The 18,405-nt window shown below is 65.6% G+C and carries 17 protein-coding genes; 10 read left to right on the top strand and 7 right to left on the bottom strand.

Annotated elements, in window-relative coordinates; genetic code table 11:
- Window positions 1-14: 14 nt before the first annotated feature.
- The 3 genes from AC1D14_RS11115 to AC1D14_RS11105 all read right to left on the bottom strand — a co-directional run bounded on the left by AC1D14_RS11115 (window position 15) and on the right by AC1D14_RS11105 (window position 4,216).
- The gene (locus tag AC1D14_RS11115) at window positions 15-2,366 is read right to left on the bottom strand and encodes an FdhF/YdeP family oxidoreductase (RefSeq protein WP_230120236.1); all 2,352 of its coding nucleotides are present in this window, start codon (window positions 2,364-2,366) and stop codon (window positions 15-17) included.
- Between the two features lie 108 nt (window positions 2,367-2,474).
- Window positions 2,475-3,095, bottom strand: a complete 621-nt coding sequence (locus AC1D14_RS11110; protein ID WP_230120238.1) for an MBL fold metallo-hydrolase — start codon at window positions 3,093-3,095, stop codon at window positions 2,475-2,477.
- A complete protein-coding gene (locus tag AC1D14_RS11105; protein ID WP_476968480.1) occupies window positions 3,092-4,216 on the bottom strand; it encodes an S-(hydroxymethyl)mycothiol dehydrogenase in 1,125 nt (374 codons plus the stop codon). Before AC1D14_RS11105 ends, AC1D14_RS11110 begins: the two co-directional genes overlap by 4 nt.
- A 530-nt stretch (window positions 4,217-4,746) precedes the next feature.
- Between AC1D14_RS11105 and AC1D14_RS11100 the strand changes: the two genes are divergently transcribed.
- The 3 genes from AC1D14_RS11100 (at window position 4,747) to AC1D14_RS11090 (ending at window position 8,414) form a co-directional block, all read left to right on the top strand.
- The gene (locus tag AC1D14_RS11100) at window positions 4,747-6,168 is read left to right on the top strand and encodes an MFS transporter (protein ID WP_476968479.1); all 1,422 of its coding nucleotides are present in this window, start codon (window positions 4,747-4,749) and stop codon (window positions 6,166-6,168) included.
- 97 nt (window positions 6,169-6,265) lie between these two features.
- Complete coding sequence (locus AC1D14_RS11095; protein WP_476968478.1) at window positions 6,266-7,522, top strand: aminopeptidase P family protein; 1,257 nt, start codon at window positions 6,266-6,268, stop codon at window positions 7,520-7,522.
- Window positions 7,523-7,610: 88 nt separating this feature from the next.
- Window positions 7,611-8,414 carry an IclR family transcriptional regulator gene (locus AC1D14_RS11090; RefSeq protein WP_230120246.1) on the top strand — a complete coding sequence of 268 codons (804 nt, stop codon included), beginning with the start codon at window positions 7,611-7,613 and terminating at the stop codon, window positions 8,412-8,414.
- Window positions 8,415-8,434: 20 nt separating this feature from the next.
- Here the strand turns inward: AC1D14_RS11090 and AC1D14_RS11085 are convergent, their stop codons facing one another.
- Together AC1D14_RS11085 and AC1D14_RS11080 are read right to left on the bottom strand one after the other, a co-directional pair.
- Entirely contained in the window at window positions 8,435-9,868 is a 1,434-nt protein-coding gene (locus AC1D14_RS11085) for a sensor histidine kinase (RefSeq protein WP_476876182.1), read from the bottom strand.
- Window positions 9,865-10,548, bottom strand: a complete 684-nt coding sequence (locus AC1D14_RS11080) for a response regulator transcription factor (protein WP_230120250.1) — start codon at window positions 10,546-10,548, stop codon at window positions 9,865-9,867. Before AC1D14_RS11080 ends, AC1D14_RS11085 begins: the two co-directional genes overlap by 4 nt.
- Window positions 10,549-10,934: 386 nt before the next feature.
- Here AC1D14_RS11080 and uraD point away from each other — a divergent pair, with 386 nt between their 5' ends.
- The 6 genes from uraD (at window position 10,935) to purM (ending at window position 16,041) form a co-directional block, all read left to right on the top strand.
- Window positions 10,935-11,432 carry a 2-oxo-4-hydroxy-4-carboxy-5-ureidoimidazoline decarboxylase gene (gene uraD, locus AC1D14_RS11075; RefSeq protein WP_476876183.1) on the top strand — a complete coding sequence of 166 codons (498 nt, stop codon included), beginning with the start codon at window positions 10,935-10,937 and terminating at the stop codon, window positions 11,430-11,432.
- Entirely contained in the window at window positions 11,429-11,767 is a 339-nt protein-coding gene (gene uraH / locus AC1D14_RS11070; protein WP_476876184.1) for a hydroxyisourate hydrolase, read from the top strand. The genes uraD and uraH overlap by 4 nt, the downstream gene beginning before the upstream one ends.
- 11 nt (window positions 11,768-11,778) lie before the next feature.
- Entirely contained in the window at window positions 11,779-12,636 is an 858-nt protein-coding gene (locus tag AC1D14_RS11065; protein ID WP_476876185.1) for a fumarylacetoacetate hydrolase family protein, read from the top strand.
- Window positions 12,637-12,722: 86 nt separating this feature from the next.
- Complete coding sequence (locus tag AC1D14_RS11060; protein ID WP_230120263.1) at window positions 12,723-13,106, top strand: hypothetical protein; 384 nt, start codon at window positions 12,723-12,725, stop codon at window positions 13,104-13,106.
- Window positions 13,107-13,153: 47 nt separating this feature from the next.
- Window positions 13,154-14,851 carry an amidophosphoribosyltransferase gene (purF, locus tag AC1D14_RS11055; protein ID WP_230120265.1) on the top strand — a complete coding sequence of 566 codons (1,698 nt, stop codon included), beginning with the start codon at window positions 13,154-13,156 and terminating at the stop codon, window positions 14,849-14,851.
- The gene (gene purM / locus AC1D14_RS11050; RefSeq protein ID WP_230120266.1) at window positions 14,848-16,041 is read left to right on the top strand and encodes a phosphoribosylformylglycinamidine cyclo-ligase; all 1,194 of its coding nucleotides are present in this window, start codon (window positions 14,848-14,850) and stop codon (window positions 16,039-16,041) included. Before purF ends, purM begins: the two co-directional genes overlap by 4 nt.
- A gap of 73 nt (window positions 16,042-16,114) precedes the next feature.
- Here purM and AC1D14_RS11045 read toward each other — a convergent pair whose 3' ends face one another.
- Complete coding sequence (locus AC1D14_RS11045) at window positions 16,115-16,939, bottom strand: VOC family protein (RefSeq protein WP_230120268.1); 825 nt, start codon at window positions 16,937-16,939, stop codon at window positions 16,115-16,117.
- A 273-nt stretch (window positions 16,940-17,212) separates the two neighbouring features.
- Window positions 17,213-17,446 (bottom strand): DUF3073 domain-containing protein, encoded by a 234-nt coding sequence (locus tag AC1D14_RS11040; protein WP_230120272.1) that lies wholly within the window; start codon window positions 17,444-17,446, stop codon window positions 17,213-17,215.
- Between the two features lie 428 nt (window positions 17,447-17,874).
- Between AC1D14_RS11040 and AC1D14_RS11035 the strand changes: the two genes are divergently transcribed.
- Window positions 17,875-18,375 (top strand): septum formation family protein, encoded by a 501-nt coding sequence (locus AC1D14_RS11035; protein ID WP_476876186.1) that lies wholly within the window; start codon window positions 17,875-17,877, stop codon window positions 18,373-18,375.
- Window positions 18,376-18,405: the final 30 nt, after the last annotated feature.

The raw sequence follows: 18,405 nt of genomic DNA, 5'->3' as shown, positions 1-18,405 counted from the left end.
CGCAAACGAACACTTTAAGCCCCCGCTGCGGCCGCCTCGGGCCGCTCCGCGGGGTGCGCGGCTTCCTCCCGGGCCGGCACGAACCGGACGAACATCGCTTTGAAGCCGGGGGTGTTGGATTCCCGTGCCACGTTTTCCTTGTGGACCAGGGCGTTGGCCTCGGGGAAGTACGCCGCGGCGCAGCCCTTCGCCGTCGGGTAGGCCACCAGCCGGAACTTGTCCGCCTGCCGGTCCTTCCCCCGGAACGTGCTGACCACGTCCACCAGGTCCCGGTCCTTGAAGCCGAGCTCGGCCAGGTCTTCCGGGTGCACCAGGATCACGCGGCGGCCGCCGGAGATCCCGCGGTACCGGTCATCCAGGCCGTAGAAAGTGGTGTTGTACTGGTCGTGGCTGCGGATGGTCTGGAGGACCAGGTGGCCGTCCGGCGGCGTGAGGTACTCCAAGGGGCTCACCGTGAAGCGGCCCCGGCCGATGTCCGTCTTGAAGGAACGGGTGTCCCGCGGCGGGTTGGGCAGCACAAAGCCGTTCTTCGTCCGGACCCGGGCATTGAAATCCTCGAACCCCGGAAGAACCCGGGAGATATGGTCCCGAACCACGTCGTAGTCCTCGGCCATGGCCTTCCAGTCCACCGGGTGGTCCGGACCGAAGGTTGCCTCGGCCATCCGGGCCACGATCACCGGCTCGGCGAGCAGGTGCTCGGACACCGGCTGGAGCCTGCCCTGAGTCGAGTGGACCACGGACATGGAGTCCTCCACGGACAGGAACTGGGCGCCCTTGGGGTGCTTGTCGTCCTTGTCCGTGCGGCCCAGCGTGGGAAGGATCAGGGACGTGCGCCCGTGCACCACATGGGACCGGTTCGGTTTGGTGGAGATATGGACCGTCAGGCCGATCCGTTGCATGCCGGCTTCCAGGGTCTCCGTGTCCGAGCACGCGAGCGAGAAGTTCCCGCCCATCGACACGAACACGTCCACCTCGTCGCGTTCGAACGCCTCCATGGACTCCACTGCGTCGTACCCGTGGTGGCGGGAGGAAGCAATCCCGAACTCAGTGTCCAGCGCCGCCAGGAGCCATTCCTTCGGCTTTTCCCAGATGCCCATGGTCCGGTCGCCCTGGACGTTCGAGTGTCCGCGGACCGGGCAGGCGCCGGCCCCCGGCTTGCCGAAGTTGCCCTGCAGCAGCAGGACGTTGACCATCTCCTTGATGGTGTCCACCGAATGCGGCTGCTGCGTCACGCCCAGTGCCCAGCATAAGATCGTGGCCTTGGACCGGACGAGCATCCCGGCCACGTCCTCGATCTGCTTGCGGGTCAGGCCCGTGGCCTTCTCGGTCTCCTCCCAGTCCAGCTCCCGGCGGGCGTCGCGGTACGCGTCGAAGCCGTCGGTCACCTCCTCGACGAAGGAAAGGTCGACGACGGTGCCCGGGTTCCGCTCTTCCTCCGCCAGGAGCAGGTGGCCGAGAGCCTGGAACAGCGCCATGTCGCCGCCCACCTTGATCTGCAGGTACTCATCAGCCAGCGGCGTGCCGCCGCCCACCACGCCCGAGACGGTCTGCGGATCCCTGAAGTTGAACAGGCCGGCCTCAGGCAGCGGGTTCACCGCCACCACCTTGCCGCCCTTGTCCTTGCACTCCTTCAGCGCCGACAGCATCCTGGGATGGTTGGTTCCCGGGTTCTGCCCGACCACAAAGATCAGCTCGGCATCGTGGATGTCATCCAGCGAAACGGTCCCCTTGCCGATGCCGATGGTCGGGTTCAGCGCCGAGCCCGAGGACTCATGGCACATGTTCGAACAGTCCGGCAGGTTGTTGGTGCCCAGGGCCCGCGCGAACAGCTGGTACATGAACGCCGTCTCGTTCGCCGTCCGGCCGGACGTGTAGAAGACGCAGCGGTCAGGCGTGCTGGCCCGGATGTGCTCCCCGATGAGCCCGAACGCCTCCGCCCAGGAAATCGGCGAATAGTGCGTCTCACCCTCCCGGATCACCACCGGTTCGCTGATCCGGCCCTGATTGCCCAGCCAGTATTCGGTTTTCCCCGACAGCTCCGCGATGGAATGCGTGGCCCAGAACTCGGCTCCGACCGTCCGCAGGGTGTTCTCCTCGGCCACGGCCTTGGCACCGTTCTCGCAGAACTCAGCCGCCTTGCGCTTCTTGTCCGATTCCGGCCAAGCACAGCCCGGGCAGTCGAAGCCGCCGCGCTGGTTCAGCCGCAGCAGTGACTGCGCCGTCCGGGCCACCCCGGCTTGCGCCACGGCACGCTCCAGCGCAACCATCACCGCCTTGACGCCGGCGGCTTCGGTCTTCGGTTTGTGGACTTCGAGCTCGTCCTCGTTGATGTCCGCGACGGGGGCGGGCTGCTTCCCGAACTTCATTGTTCCAACTTCCTTACCGCTAAATTCCTGCTGGTTCGATCGCACATAAGGCGCGCCAGGCTTCCCTGGCGCGCCTTATTGGGCTGTTTGATACTCAGAAACCCCTGCTTACTGGGATACCTTGGCGAGCGTCTCGCGCTCCGCCCCAATCGTGGTGTTGTCGCCGTGCCCGGTGCGGACCACCGTTTCGGGAGGGAGCGTCAGCAACCGTTCCCGGATCGAGGCGAGGATGGTCGGGTAGTCGCTGTAGGACCTGCCGGTCGCCCCCGGGCCCCCGTTGAACAGCGTGTCCCCGGTGAACACCGTTCCTTCATCCGCCAAGAGAAAGCAGGTGGAGCCGGGCGAGTGGCCCGGGGTGTGGATGGCTGTCAGCGTGGCACCGCCCACCTGGAACTCCTCGCCATCGGCAAGGTCACGGTCCGGCTTCACGTCCGGATAGACCTGTTCCCAGAGCACGAGGTCCTCGGGGTTCAGGTAGATCGGGGCGCCAACGGCCTCCGCCACCTCGCGGGCCGCGCCGATGTGGTCGTTGTGAGCATGGGTGAGCAGGATGGCAAGAACCTTCCGGCCACGGACCTGGCTGATGATGGCTTCTGCGTCGTGCGGGGAGTCGATGATGACGCATTCATCGCCATTGCCGACGATCCAGACGTTGTTGTCCACGTCCCAGGTGCCGCCGTCGAGCGAGAAAGTGCCCGAGGTAACCAGGTTCTCGATGGTGACGCTCATGCGGATGCCCCCGCCTGCAGGATGTCTTCGACGGACTGGACCTCGACCACAGACCGGAGAACCTTGCCGTCGTGCATCTTGGTGAAGGCCTCTTCCACCTGGTCGATGGTGATGCGTTCGGACACGAAGGCGTCCAGGTCGAGGTTGCCCTGCTTGTAGTGCGTCACCAGCATCGGGAAGTCCCGGGAGGGCAGGCAGTCCCCGTACCAAGAGGATTTCAAGGAACCCCCGCGGCCAAAGACGTCCAGCAGCGGCAGCTCGAGCTTCATGTCCGGCGTCGGGACGCCCACCAGCACCACACGGCCGGCCAGGTCCCTCGCGTAAAACGCCTGCTTGTACGTTTCGGGACGTCCGACCGCTTCAATGACGACGTCGGCACCGTTGCCTCCGGTCAGGGCCCGGATGGCCTCGATGGGATCTTCCTTGCTGGAGTCCACTCCGTGGGTGGCGCCCAGCGACCTGGCCATCTCGATCTTGTTGGCGTCGATATCCACGGCAATGATCGTAGTGGCGCCGGCGAGCTTCGCCCCGGCGATGGCTGCGATGCCCACGCCGCCGCAGCCGATCACGGCGACGGATTCGCCGCGCTTGACCTCACCGGTGTTGATGGCGGCGCCGATGCCTGCCATCACACCGCAGCCGAGCAGCCCGACGGCGGCGGGATCGGCGTCGTCGTCCACCTTGGTGCACTGCCCGGCGGCGACGAGCGTCTTTTCGGCGAAGGCACCGATGCCCAGCGCGGGCGAGAGCTCAGTGCCGTCCTCCAGCGTCATCTTCTGGGTGGCGTTGTGCGTGTTGAAGCAGTACTGCGGCTGGCCCTTGGCGCAGGCGCGGCATTCGCCGCACACGGCCCGCCAGTTGAGGATCACGCGGTCGCCGGGAGCCACCTCGGTGACGTCCGGTCCGACGGCGCTGACCACGCCGGTAGCCTCGTGTCCCAGCAGGATGGGGAAATCATCGGTGACTCCGCCCTGCTTGTAGTGGAGGTCGGTGTGGCAGACACCGCACGTGAGGATGTCCACCAGCGCCTCGCCCGGGCCGGGATCCGGCACCAGGATCGTCTCGACCGAGACCGGGGCGTTCTTTTCCTTGGCAATGACTGCCTTTACTTTGTGAACCATGATTCCTGTGTTCCTTTCCTGAGCCCGGGGGACTCTTTGGCAACGGCGCCCGTTGCCAATCTAGCTGACTCGTTCCGGTTCCAAATCTTCGTCCAGCGGCTCGATGCCCTGCTCAGGGCAGCCGTTCACGTCATGCGGACCAGGCGTGGCAACGCCAGGCCTTCCCTGATCGAGACGTCGGCCTGCGCACCATACGGAGTCAGCTGAATTGCGTATTACACAACACGATGCACATAGCGCGTACTGGAAAATATGACAGTCGCCACGCGAGAGTGTCAATAGATTGCTGGGCCTCACCGTCCGGCCGCCATTTGATGACGCCTCGCACGTCTCACGCATATCGCAACCTAGTCTCACTCATTGCAACTAATTGGCCGTCGCTTTGGTGCGCATTTCACCGCGCAAACCGCCGCGATCTGCAGACCAATTTACCGGTCCGAAACAAAAAATCATTGACTGTGTGACAGGTCACGCCTAATCTGGTGCAACAGCGTTGCGCTGATTGCAACTCCAAACACTTTGGTGGACATATGAGTAACGAAACTTCCTCCCCCGCCGCTCTTGCGGGACCAACCAGCCCGGAGTCGAATGACGGGCATGGCAGTACATCGCCCGGACCCGCCACACTGAGCGGTCGCGTGGATCCGGACGGCAGCAGCGGTAACGATGTCAGCGGCGTCAGCAGGGAAACGCGCCGGAAGGTAGTCACGGCCAGCTTCATCGGCAACTTCGTCGAATGGTTCGATTACGCCGTCTACGGCTACCTCGCCGCCACCATCTCTTCGGTCTTCTTCCCGGACGCCGACCGGCAGGCGGCCCTGCTGGCCACCTTCGCCGTCTTCGCGGTCTCGTTCTTCGTCCGCCCCCTTGGCGGATTCTTCTGGGGACACCTCGGCGACCGCCTGGGACGGCGGAAAGCACTGTCGCTTTCCATCGTCATCATGTCCGTGTCGACGTTCTGCATCGCACTGATCCCTGGATACGCCAGCATCGGAGTGATGGCGCCGATCCTTCTCCTCCTGGTCAGGGTCGCCCAGGGCTTCTCCGCCGCCGGGGAATACGCCGGTGCTTCGGCTTTCCTCGTGGAGTACGCACCCGCCAATAAGCGCGGCCTCTACGCCGCCGTCGTTCCAGCCAGCACCGCGGCCGGCCTGCTGCTCGGTTCCCTGATCGCGGCGCTCCTCAGCACCGTCCTCACCCCCGAGCAGCTGCATGAGTGGGGCTGGCGGCTGCCATTCCTGCTCGCCGCGCCCATGGGCCTGATAGGCCGCTATATCCGCACCAAGCTCGAAGACACCCCTGCCTTCCAGGCCCTGGCTGCCGAGGACCACACAGTCAAAACACCGGTCTTCGCGATGTTCCGGACGTACCGCAAGCAGCTCATCATCGCCACCGGCGCTGTCCTGCTCAACGCCGTGGGGTTCTACGTGATCCTCAGCTACATGCCCACGTATCTGTCGGAGGAACTCGGCTTCGGTGCGGCCGAATCGTTCCTGGCCACCACCATCGCCCTGGCCAGCTACATCGGCTTCATCTTCCTGACTGGCATCGCTTCGGACAAGTTCGGCCGAAAGCGCATGCTGATCACCGCTTCCCTGCTCTTTATCGTGCTGACGGTCCCGGCTTTCATGCTCCTGGACACCGGAAATTTCCTGGTCATTGTCCTGGTCCAGATCCTGCTTGGCGGCATGCTGACGCTCAACGACGGCACACTTCCAAGCTTCCTGGCGGAGCTGTTCCCCACCCGCGTCCGTTACAGCGGATTCGCCGTCAGCTTCAATCTCTCCAACGCTCTGTTCGGCGGTACGGCACCGTTCATGGCCACGCTGCTCATCGGCCTCACCCAGAGCAAGGTGGCCCCGGGCTGGTACCTGGTGGCAGCATCCGTCGTCTCCCTGACCGCCGTCCTGTTCGCCACCGAGACGTCCAAGAAACCGCTCCGGCAGGAGTGAACCGCATGTCCGGGACCCTTGCACCCCAGCCCGCCTCCGGCGGGGCACACCTCAAACTTTCCTCACTCAATTCAGCACTAAAGAAAGGTACAAACCCATGACCACCATCGAAACCGAGGCCGTCAACGATGTCGCCAAGCTGGACCGCCTGAAGGTCCTCAACAATGGCGAAAAAGTAAGGCTGACATTCTCCGACGCGGAGTTCGAACGCCGCCTGGCCGGCCTGCGCCGCATCATGGCTGAGAAGGAACTGGACGCCGTCGTCCTGACCAGTTACCACTCGATCAAGTACTACTCCGATTTCCTCTTCACCTACTTCGGCCGGTCCTACGCCATGGTGGTTACCAAGGACGACACCGTCACCGTCACCGCGAACATCGACGCCGGGATGCCGTGGCGCCGCAGCTACGGCGACAACCTCGTCTACACGGACTGGCGCCGCGACAACTACATCCACGCCATCCAGGAAGTGCTGCGCAGCCGCGGCATCAACGCCCGCCGGATCGGCGTCGAGGACGACTCGCTGCCGCTGGACAACCGCAACAAGATCCAGGCCGCCTTCGCATCCGCAACCCTGGTGGACGTGGCCCATGCGGCCATGCGCCAGCGGATGATCAAGTCCGCCGAGGAGATCGAGGTGATCAAGCACGGCGCACGCATCGGCGACCTCGGCGGCGAAGCCATCCGCAACGCCATCACGGCCGGCATCACCGAGTACGAGGTGGCGCTGATCGGAACCGAGGCCATGGTCCACGAAATCGCCCGGACCTTCCCGGACTCCGAGATCCGCGACACCTGGGTGTGGTTCCAGTCCGGCATCAACACGGACGGCGCACACAACTGGGCCACCACCCGCAAGATCCAGGAACACGACATCCTGTCGCTGAACTGCTTCCCCATGACCTCCGGCTACTACACCGCACTGGAGCGCACCCTGTTCTACGGCGAACCGGATGCCCGCTCGCTGGAACTGTGGAACATCAACGTGGAAGTCCACAAGCGCGGCCTCGAACTCATCAAGCCCGGCGCCGTCTGCAAGGACATCGCTGCCGAACTGAACGAGATCTACGTGGGCCACGGCCTCCTGGCCAACCGCACCTTCGGCTACGGGCACTCCTTCGGCGTCCTCAGCCACTACTACGGCCGGGAAGCCGGGCTGGAGCTCCGCGAGGATATCGACACGGTACTGGAACCCGGCATGGTGGTTTCAATGGAGCCCATGATCACGGTCCTGGACGGCCAGCCCGGAGCCGGCGGCTACCGCGAACACGACATCCTCGTGGTCGGCGAGGACGGCGCCGAGAACATCACCAAGTTCCCGTTCGGCCCGGAATACAACATCGTGGGGGCATAACAGCACCACATCAGCCTTCACCGGAAAGCGGCGCCACGTCCTGCGTGGCGTCGCTTTCCGGCTCACATACGGAATGATGGTGGACACCATGACCTCTGCAGAAGCTCCCGAAACCAGCGGCAACGGTGACACCAAGGGCACGTCGGTCATCGTCAACGCCATCGCCGTGCTGCGAAGTTTTACGGCGGACGAGCCGCTGCTCGGCGTCACCGAGATCGCCAACCGCGTTGGCCTGCACAAGAGCACCGTTTCCCGCATCCTGGCCACATTCGAGCAGGAACACTTGGTGGAGCGCGATCCGGAGACCCGCAGGTTCCGCCTGGGCCTGGGCCTCATCGCCGTCGCCGGGCCGCTGCTGGCCGAACTCGAAGAGCGCCGTGTGGCATACCCTGTCCTGCGCGAACTCGCCGAACAGACCGGCGAAACCAGTGCCCTGATGGTCTGGAGCGGCTCCGATTCGATGTGCGTGGAGCAGATCGCCAGCCATCACCAGATCAAGCACACCACCCCGCTGGGCGCCCGCTATAACGATGCCCTGAGTGCCTCTGTACAGGTCTTCCTCGCCGCGGAGTCCCCCGACCGCGTCCGTACTTTGCTGCGCAGCGGAGCGATCACTTACCCGGGCCTGGACGACACCAGCCTCGAGGCCTATCTGATCCGGCTGGGCGACGTCGCCCGGCGCGGCTGGGCCGTTAACTACGGTGAATCCTCGCTTGATGAAGTGGGCGTCGCGGCCCCTGTCTACGATCACCGCGGCGATATTGTGGCGGCGGTGCTCATCCCGGCGCCCCGCTTCCGCGTCTCTCCGGACACACTGCAGAGCCTCGCTGAATCGTGCTCTGCCGCTGCCGGGCGCGTAACCTCGCGGCTTGGCGGAGCTTCCCCGCAATAGCCGTCACACCACAGCCGGCATCACGGCCCTGCCGCCGCTCTGAACGTCACGCACGCGTCCAGGCCGGTGATTCCCCCGGACTCGTTCGGGGCGGTGTTGGCCCCGGGATCCCGCGGGGCCAGCGAAGCAACGGCTCCGCTGGCCTCGGCCAGCTGCTGTACGATTGCCAGCCCCAGCCCCGTTCCCTCGGAGCTGCCCGGCCCGCGCCAGAACCTGTTGAACGCCCGCTGGCTGTCCTCGGCGGAGAGTCCGGGACCTTCGTCGATAACGTGGAGCTCCACCATTCCGTCACTCTCAGGATGTGAAACCACCAGTCTGATTAGCGAACCCGGCGGCGCCACGGCGAGGGCGTTGTCAATGAGGTTGTCGATGATCTGTTCGGCGGCGCCCGGCATGGCCGTGACATTAGCCTCCGGAAGGGCATCCAGGCTGATCCGGACTCCGGTTTCTTCGGCGAGCGCCTCCCACTGCTCCAGCCGGTTCCAGGCGACGGCACTCAGATCCACGGTGGCACGTGCCACGTCCCGGCTGTCCGCCCGGCTGAGGAGCAGCAGCCCGTCGATGATCCGCTGAAGCCGGTACGTTTCCTCCAGGGAGCCGGCCACCATGACCCGGGCATTGTCCGGGTCGCTGCCGAGGGAGTCAACGGCGTTCTCCAGCCGCAGCCTCAGTCCGGTCAGAGGGGTGCGAAGCTGATGGGAGGCGTCACTGGCAAAGCCCTTCTGCTGCTGGAGCAGGTGTTCCAGCCTGTCTGCCATGCGATTGAACGACCCCGCAAGGGCACGGAGTTCCGGGGCGCCCTCGTCCTCTTCGGTCCGGGCTGAAAGGTCGCCCTCGGCAAGCCGCTCCGTGGCTTTCTGCAACCTGTTGATCCTCCTTGTGACGGCGCCGGCCATGAGGTAGGCCAGCAGGCCGGCCAGCAGCACGGTTGTGGCCGCCACGGTCCACAGCACCGTGAGCTGGCCGGACACCCGGTCGGTCACCTCCGATGCGGGGTAGGTCAGGCGGACCGCACCAGTAATTTTTTCGCCGCTGAGGACTGGAACGGTGACGTACACCAGGTCAAAGCCCAGCGTGTCGGAGTGCCGCTGACCCGACGTGATCTGGCCGCTCAGGGCCGCTGCGATTTCGGGGCGTGAGACATAGGAGGATCCGGTGGCAGACTGATCGTCGTCGGACGTTGCAACCGCGGTCCCGGCAGGATTCACGATCACCACCCTGGCCCCGCTAGCCTGGCCGTAATTGCGGACGGCGTCCGCCACGCCGGCGGGCGCCCCGGTGCCGGCTTCAAGCAGCTGCCTGGCTCTTCCGCCGAGCAGAAAGGCATCCCGCTCCAGGGACGTGGTGAGGCGGTCACGTTCGACGCGGACCAGGTAGTTCCCCAGCGGGATGTCCTGGACCAGCACCACCAGCAAGGTGATCACCATGAAGGCGGAGATCAGCCGCCACCTCATCCCGGGACGTCCAGCCTGAATCCCACCCCGCGCACGGCTTCGATCCAGCGCGGGTCCCCGAGCTTCTTCCTGATCGCGGCCACATGCGCATCCAGCGTCTTTGTGGTGCCGTACCAGTTGCCGTCCCAAACGGCCCGAAGGATGTCGCTACGCGGGCACACCGCCCCCGGGTCTTCCGCCAGGTAGTACAGGAGCTCGAATTCCTTGACGGTCAGGTGGATTTCCATGCCGTCCACGAGCACGCGGCGCGAACGTTGGTCAATGCTGAGCGTGCCGATTTGCCTGGCACTCCCGCCAGCGGCCTGGCCCTCCCCTGCGTGGTCATCGGAGCGCCGTGCCACCGCCCGGATCCTGGCAATGAGTTCCCGCATGCCGAACGGCTTCACGAGGTAATCATCCGCGCCGAGTTCCAGAGCCAGCACTCTGTCTATCTCCTCGTCCCGCGCGCTGACCACAATGATCGGCGTCAGGGTCAGCGCGCGGATTTCGCGGCACACGTCGGTGCCGTCCATGTCCGGCAATCCAAGGTCAAGGAGTATGAAGTCAGGGCCCGAGTCGCGTACTGCGGCGAGGGCCGTCTTTCCGTCTGCAACGTGTCTGGTCTGGAATCCGGCGCGGACCAGTCCTTCAAGGACGCCGGCGGCAACCGATTCATCATCTTCAACAACCAGGATCTGCATACCTGATTATGTTCCCGCTGGGCCGAAACCGCTGGGGATACACACGGAACAGGGGGATTGCGGCACCATTCTTGGACAACTCTTGGATTTCCGAGGCACCAGCGACGATCGGACCGCGCCGCCCTCGCCGAGTTCATGCTGGGTTCTTTAAACGCCAAGCGCAGCCATGATCGGTGCGGAGGAAATGTGACCCGCAGCCACCACCGGCCGTGCGGTACTCTCTTGACACCGGCGCTTCCGGTCGGCTTCACTATTACGTATGCTGAAATAACAGTTCCATGATGCGGAAACCGCCAGCAGTTCGTCTCGGTTTCRCCGGAAGAAGACCCGGCTCTCCGCATAGCCGTCACCATGGATGCCAGCACCTGCACGAGGGATCACCAAGCATGAAGCTTGCCGAATTCAACGAAGCCGACCGCGCCGACGCCAGCGCGGCCCTCCGGCCCTGCATCGACATCCAGCGCTGGGTGGACCAGATCGCCGACGCCCGGCCCTTCGCCACCGGCGAGGCGCTGCTCGGCTTCGCCCGCCGGGCCGCCGCCCCGTTCACCGCGGAGGAAGTAGAAGCCGCCATGGCGCACCACCCGCGGATCGGGGAACGCCCGACGGCGGCGACCGCCGAGGCGTCCATGTCGCGTTCCGAACAGTCCGGCGTCGACCCCGCGGACACGGCGGTCACGGAGGCTCTGGCGGCCGGCAACCGCGCCTATGAGGAAAAGTTCGGCCGCGTCTTCCTGATCCGCGCCGCCGGCCGTACGGCTCCCGAAATCCTGGCCGCGCTGAACGAGCGCCTGGCCAACACCCCCGATCAAGAAGACGTCATTGTGGCCCGGCAGTTGCGCGAAATCGCCCTGCTGCGGCTCGAAGGAGTGATCAGCGAATGAGCGGTTCCCACGTCACCACCCACATCCTGGACACCGGTGCCGGCCGCCCGGCGGCGGGCGTCGCCGTCGTGCTTTATGCGAACGACGGCGGCAGCTGGACTCAGCTGGCAAACGGCACCACCGATGCCGACGGCCGCGCCAAGGACCTCGGCCCCGCGGAGCTGGCACCGGGCAACTACCGGCTCAACTTCGCCACGGGCGCCTACTACGCGGGGCAGGGCACGGCCACGTTCTTTCCCGAGGTGGACCTCATCTTCGAGGTGACCGGGACGGAGCACTACCATGTGCCGCTGCTCCTGAGCCCGTTCGCCTACTCGACCTACCGCGGCAGCTGAAAGGGACAACCATGCGGCTGATGCGCATTGGCACGGCGGGAAACGAGATCCCCGTAATCATCGACGACGAAGGCCAGGCGTACGACCTGCGTCCCGTCACTGCAGACATCGACGGCGGCTTCCTCCAGACGTGGGCCGGACAGCTGGACGAGCTCGACCTGACAGGACTCCCGCGCGTAGCCATGGAGGGAAAGCGGATCGGCGCGCCGATCGCCCGTCCTGGTGCGGTGATCGGCGTCGGCCTGAACTATGCGGCGCACGCGGCCGAATCCGGCCTTCCGCTGCCGGAGCGGCCCATCATCTTCTTCAAGCACCCCAACACCGTGGTGGGACCCAACGACGACGTCGTGATCCCTCCCGGCGCACAGCGCGTGGACTGGGAGGTGGAGCTGGGCGTCGTGATCGGCCAGCAGGCCAGCTACCTGAAGTCCGACACCGAGGCTGCCGCCTGCATCGCGGGATTCGTGCTGTCCAACGACGTCTCCGAGCGCGAGTACCAGCTGGAACACTCCGGACCGCAGTGGTCGCTGGGGAAGTCCTGCCCCACCTTCAACCCGGTAGGCCCGTGGCTGGTGCCGGCCACCGCCGCCAACGCCGGCGCCATCGAACTGGCGTCATGGGTCAACGGTGAACCGCGCCAGAAAAGTTCGACGCAGGACATGGTCTTCGGGCCCGCCGAGCTGGTCCGCCGCCTTTCGCAGTACATGGTGCTCGAACCCGGCGACCTCATCACCACAGGCACCCCGGCCGGCGTTGCCCTGTCCGGCCGGTTCCCGTACCTCAGGGCCGGAGACATCATGCGGATGTCCGGCGGAGGGCTGCTCGGCGAACAGCGGCAGCGGCTCGTCGACGCGGCGGCTCCGGCCTGATCCCTTGCGGTTTTCTGGCGGCCGCCCGGTACCGGCGTCAAACCCGGCTCCGGTACCGGGCTCCCGATGACAGTAGGCTAGAGGGCATGGCTTCTGACCACCCCACCCCTGAACGGCGCGAAATCACTGTACGTCGCGCGCCAAAGTACGTCCCGTTCCTGATCCTGGGCGGACTCCTGGGCATCGCCGTGGCGGCAATCATCGCCTACGCGCTTCCCGGCGACGCCAGCTACGACCCCGGCTCCGTCTTCGGCTTCTTCATGGTGATGTGTGCGGCCGGCGGTGTGATTCTCGGCGCAATTGCTGCGCTTATCCTGGACCGGCTGAGCGTCAGGCGCACGCAGCAGGCAGTCGTCGAAGCCGTACCGGAAGCCGTTGCCGACGCCGAACAGGCCGCGACGGAGACGGAACAGCCCCCAGCGCAGGAGCAACCGCGGGACAACGGCAGCGAACCCGGCCTCCGGTCATAAACCGGCCGCCGGAAGTTCCTTACCTGATGACGTGAGATAATCGACCAGTGGCACGCGGCGATGGAAAACTTTCTCATGATCTTCTCCCTGGCGAAAAAGGCCCTCAGGACGCTTGCGGCGTCTTCGGGGTTTGGGCACCAGGTGAAGAAGTAGCAAAACTCACCTATTACGGGCTGTATGCATTGCAGCACCGCGGTCAGGAGTCCGCTGGTATAGCCACCAGCGACGGCAAGCGGATAAACGTCTACAAGGACATGGGCCTCGTGTCCCAGGTCTTCGACGAGACGACGCTGAACACCCTGACCGGGCACCTGGCTGTGGGCCACTGCCGCTACTCCACCACCGGAGCCAGCCACTGGGCCAACGCCCAGCCCACCCTCGGCGCCACCGCAACCGGCACTGTTGCCCTGGCGCACAACGGCAACCTGACCAACACCGCCGAACTCAACGCCATGATCACGGAACGCAACGGCGGCCAGCTCAGCGGCGAAATGAAGCAGGGCAACACCTCTGACACCGCCCTGGTCACCGCACTCCTCGAAGGCGAAGAGGGCAAAACCCTCGAACAGACCGCCATCGAACTGCTCCCCAAGATCCGGGGCGGCTTCTGTTTCGTCTTCATGGACGAAGGCACCCTGTACGCCGCCCGCGACACCTTCGGCATCCGCCCGCTGGTCCTCGGCCGGCTGGAGCGCGGCTGGGTGGTTGCCTCCGAGCAGTCCGCCCTCGCCACCGTCGGCGCCAGCTTCATCCGCGAGATCGAACCCGGCGAATTCATCGCCATCGATGAGCAGGGCGTGCGGTCCCAGCGCTTCGCAGAGCCGACGCCGGCCGGTTGCGTTTTCGAATACGTCTACCTCGCGCGCCCCGACGCTGCGATCGCCGGACGCTCCGTGTACGAATCCCGCGTGGAAATGGGCCGCCAGCTGGCCCGCGAAAACACCCAGGAAGCGGACATCGTCATTCCGGTCCCGGAATCCGGCACTCCCGCGGCTGTGGGCTACGCCGAAGAATCCGGCATCCCGTTCGCGCACGGCTTCGTCAAAAACTCCTACGTGGGCCGCACGTTCATCCAGCCTTCGCAGACCCTGCGCCAGCTGGGCATCCGGCTCAAGCTCAACGCCCTCGAGTCCGTGATCCGCGGCAAGCGCGTTGTGGTGGTGGATGACTCGATCGTCCGCGGCAACACCCAACGCGCGATCGTCCGGATGCTTCGCGAGGCCGGGGCCGCGTCCGTGCATGTGAAGATCTCCTCCCCGCCCGTGCAGTGGCCCTGCTTCTACGGCATAGACTTCGCCTCCCGTGCAGAGCTGATCGCCAACGGCGCCACCATCGAGGAAATCTCGCAGGCCATCGGCGCCGATTCGCTCGCGTACATTTCCGAAGACGGCATGATCGACGCCACGCGTCAGCCCCGCGAACGTCTCTGCACCGCCTGCTTCACCGGCAAGTACCCCATCGAGCTTCCCGGCGCGGACAAGCTCGGCAAGAACCTGCTGGAGCGCACGGACCTCGGCGGGCTGCCCGCAGCGGGCTCTGCCGCACTCTCCAAGCCCGCGTCCGCAGCCGACGGCAACCCGGACAGCATTCCCGTCACCGAAGACCCTGCGGAGAAGCCCGGCGCAACGGGCTGTGATCCCGGACCGGATTCCGAGTTTGAGAACCTGCTGACCGAGGCCGACCGCGTGCCTGATGTCCACCACGACGCTGCCCCCGTCGGCGCTGACAAGAAAGAGTCCGTATGACTTCCGCCTCTCCCACTGCTGACATGAACGCTGCCCAGAACCGTTTGGCACAGAACAACGCCGGCATCACGTACGCGTCCGCCGGCGTCGACGTCGAAGCGGGCGACCGCGCCGTCGAACTCATGAAGGACGCCGTCAAGGCGACCCACAACGCGTCGGTGATTGGCGGCGTCGGCGGTTTTGCCGGGCTGTACGACGTCTCGAAGCTTCTCACCTACAAGCGCCCGCTATTGGCCACGTCCACGGACGGTGTGGGCACAAAGGTGGCCATCGCCCAGGCCATGGACATCCACGACACCATCGGCTTCGACCTCGTGGGCATGGTGGTTGACGACATCGTGGTGGTGGGCGCCGAACCGCTCTACATGACCGATTACATCGCCTGCGGCAAGGTGGTCCCGGAGCGCATCGCGGACATCGTCCGCGGCATCGCGGCGGCCTGTTCCGTCGCCGGCACCGCCCTCGTGGGCGGCGAAACCGCCGAGCACCCTGGCCTGCTGGGCGAGCACGAATACGACGTTGCGGGCGCTGCCACCGGCGTGGTCGAGGCCGACGCCCTCCTGGGCCCGGATCGGGTCCGCGCCGGCGATGTGGTGATCGGCATGGCCTCCTCCGGCCTGCACTCCAACGGCTACTCCCTGGTCCGCCGCGTCATCAACCACGCCGGCTGGGCCCTGGACCGCCAAGTCTCCGAACTCGGCCGCACGCTGGGTGAGGAACTGCTGGAGCCCACCCGCGTCTACGCCGCTGACTGCCTGGACCTCGCCCGCGCCTTCCCGGTGACCACTGACACTGCCACAGGCCGCGGAGCCGTGCACGGCTTCAGCCACGTCACCGGCGGCGGCCTCGCAGCCAACCTGGCCCGCGTCCTGCCCCTGGGTCTGGTGGCCACGGTGGACCGCGCCACGTGGGAACTGCCGGCCATCTTCAAGCTGGTCTCCGAACTCGGCCGCGTACCCCTCGCAGACCTCGAGCGCACGCTCAACCTCGGCGTGGGCATGGTGGCGATCGTCTCCGCCGACGTCGCCGACGCCGCTGTGGCCCGCCTGAACGAGCGAGGCCTGCCGTCCTGGATCATGGGCACGGTCAGCGCGGACTCCGACTCCATCCTCAAGACCGGTCCGGACTACGTCCAGGGCGCCAAGGGCGTTGACGGCGGCGCCGTCCGCATGGTCAACACCTACGCCTAAAGTCGTCATCGAGTGCTCCATAACTGCCGTTTAGAAGGTTCATAACGGCAGTTACGGAGCACTCGATGCGTTTTTAAACCTCAAGGACGCTGAACACTCCGCCCTGCGGATCCTTCAGCGTGGCGATGGTTCCGGCGTCCTCATCGAACTCCGGCTCCACGAGAACCTCCGCACCGGCAGCCACGGCCGCCAGCACGGCTTCCTTGACGCTGGAGACACCGAAGTAGACCTGCCAGCCCAGGCGCGCCCGGGCTTCGGCCCCGTCTGAGTCGGGCGAATCCCCAGCCTCGGAGTGGGCGCTTTCATCTGCCTCGGGCGCCGGGGCGACGCCGGCCACCTCCGCGCCGTCCACCATCAGCGTGGTGTACGTGCCGCCGTCGTCCTGCGGATATTCCGTCACCTCGTGGCCGAACACCTGCTGGAAAAATCCGACGGCGGCCTGCGGCTCGGGCGTGAGAAGTTCGGCCCAGGCGAACGCGCCGGGCTCGTTGTACCGCCCGCTGCCCGTGTGCGTTCCGGCCTGCCAGACGCCGGTGCTGCCGCCGCCGGGCGGCTCCACGAACACCATGACGCCGGTGTCCCCCACTTCCTCGGGGCCGAAGACCACGGTTCCGCCCGCGTGGGGGGATTCCTCGGCCACGGCCTTGGCGTCATCAGCAGCGAAGTAGACGTTCCACTGCGCCGGCGTGCCTTGCTGCTGCGGAGGCTGCGGCGCGACGACTGCCACCAGATCACCGTCCACGAACGCCTGGCCGTAGCTGCGCCCGTCCGGCGTGGGCAGATCCTCGTAACGCCAGCCGAACACCGCCGCATAGAACGACTTCGCGGCCGCCACATCCGGCGTCTGGACGTCGGCCCAACACAACTCGCCTCGTGTGTATCCGTTGCGCTGAACCATGCCGCTTATCCCTTCGTTGGAGAGAAACCTTCTTCAGCCTAGACGTGAACAGGCCCGCCGGTGAAGGCGGAATCCAGAACAGCAAAAAGCCCGCCGGGCACGCCACTAACTGGCATGCCCGGCGGGCTTTGATGATTGCGACGGCACCTGGTCTTTGGAAAGAAGACTTCCAAACGGGGTGCCGGAATTGAACTACGCACACAAACGACGCACACAAGGTGCACGACGGCAGCATGCAGCTGACTGCCTTACGGCAGGTTCAGGCTGTAACGACTAACCGATCCGACGGGAGTCAACCTCGTCGTCGTCGTCTTCCAAATCGTCCGCGTACTTATCCACGTAGGCTGAATAGTCCGGTTCGACCGGTTCATTCGCGAAATGGCTCGTAGCACGACTTCCCGGGCCCGTGAGCTCACGCTGAAGGGCCGAATAGTCAGTGTTCGGGGAGTAGTACTTAATGTCCCGAGCCTGCTTGGTAGCTTTTGCCTTTTGACGGCCGCGCCCCATGGCGTGACCCCCTTTTGTACTTGGACCGGAGGTGGTCACCTTGGCTATCGGTGAGGCCCCGGAATGTTTGGTCAATTTGTCGTATCCCTAGATTACATGCTTTCGGCGGCAACTGCTCGCCACGGGCGCGTCGGCCGGGCCGGTGGAGGGCAACAACCGCCGTAATCAGGGGGTTGCACGGATTTTTTGTTCGATAGAGTCTCATGAACGACTGAAATATCCGGTCTTGGAAAGGGGTGCCGCCCCAAGTGAATGATGACAATCCAGTCCCCGGCGCCGGGCCGCGGGCCATCCCGCCGCCCCCGGCTGCCCCACCCAGAATTGCGCCGCCGCAAACCGCCCCGGAGGATATCTCGCCATATCCCGGAGCCCGGCCGGCCCCGGAGCCAAGGGCCGAACTGAGGCAGAACCTGTTCAAGGCGGCCTTCGTGGTGGCACTGCTCGGAGTGGCCGGCCTGCTCACCTGGACACTGACTTCGCTGCTGGCCACCGCAACGCTGGAGGCCGCGAAACAGCCGGGTGCCTCCAACGGGCAGGCCTCCGCCGCCGCTCCGTCCGCATCGCCGCGCCCCAAGCTCCCACTCAAGGGCGTGAGCCCGCTGGACTTCAGGGTTGGCGACTGTTTCAAGGATTTTGACCCATCAGCAACCGGCGCCACCGTGGTGGCGTGCACCACCGAGCACTCGGCGCAGCTCGTGGCAGCCCACCGCTACCCTGCCGGGGACTCCTACCCCGGCAGGGTAGCGATGAAAGCCAAGGCGCGGGAGGCTTGCCAAGCTGCGGCCCTGACCAGCAAATCCAACGCTTATGTGCTGAGCTACAGGCTTGCCTACCCCAGCAGCGACAGCTGGGGCCAAGGCGACCGCCGCGTCGACTGCTACGTCATCGCGGACGCGGGCAACATCATCAAGGCCAGCCTGCTCCCTTAGTCGCGGGCGGGCGTCCCCTAGGCGCGGGCG

It is taken from the genome of Arthrobacter sp. P1_B11 (genome assembly GCF_056406715.1).
The sequence above is the reverse complement of the archived record's forward strand: the minus strand, read 5'-3'. Positions and strand labels throughout refer to the sequence as shown.